We start from the raw sequence: 729 nt of genomic DNA, 5'->3' as shown, positions 1-729 counted from the left end.
AAAGGTGACGTCCAGTGGGACGAGCTCGATCACTCACGTGCACTATGGATCCTTCACCATCCCCGCTATACCGGAGCATTCTGCTTTGGACGCACACGTACGCGCAAACTTCCCGACGGCAAGCAGGTATGGCAAGCATTGCCTGTGGAGGAATGGACTGCCCTCATTCGGGACGCGCACGAAGGCTACATCACGTGGGAGCAGTTCGAAGAGCACGTGCGGATCCTGCACGACAATGCCCAGGCTCACGGCAGTGAGCGCGACCTCGGTGCCCCGCGTGAAGGCCCAGCGCTGCTGCAGGGGCTCGCGATATGTGGGCGTTGCGGTGACCGGATGACGATCCGTTACCATGTCCACGACACGCGCCGCGTGCCAGACTACATGTGCCAGAGCCGCAGCATCAACGAAGCTATAGGGCGACCATGCCAGCAAATCAACGGTGCTGAACTCGACCAGGCAATCGGCAGGCTTCTGGTGGAAACCGTTACACCCGTGACGCTTCAGGTCGCGCTCGCGGTACAGGAGGAACTGGAGCATCGATCCGGTGAGTTCGACAGGTTGCGTCGTCAGGAGATCGAGCGGGCAAACTATGAAGTCGAGCTGGCCCGTCGTCGTTACATGCGTGTCGATCCCGACAACCGTCTTGTAGCCGATTCGCTGGAAGCCGAGTGGAACCATGCACTGAGAACGCTTGCTGCTGCCCAGGAGCGCTATGAAAAACAATGCGAG

The 729-nt window shown here is 59.8% G+C and carries 1 protein-coding gene; it reads left to right on the top strand.

Annotated features, from left to right (window positions below):
• Nucleotides 1–729: recombinase zinc beta ribbon domain-containing protein (locus tag BMI01S_RS40485; protein ID WP_174480203.1), on the top strand; the 729-nt coding region annotated here is incomplete at both ends.

The organism is Paraburkholderia mimosarum LMG 23256 = NBRC 106338 (genome assembly GCF_000739815.1).
Lineage (GTDB): Bacteria > Pseudomonadota > Gammaproteobacteria > Burkholderiales > Burkholderiaceae > Paraburkholderia > Paraburkholderia mimosarum.
Note: the sequence above shows the minus strand (reverse complement) of the source record. Positions and strands in the feature narration are given on the sequence as shown.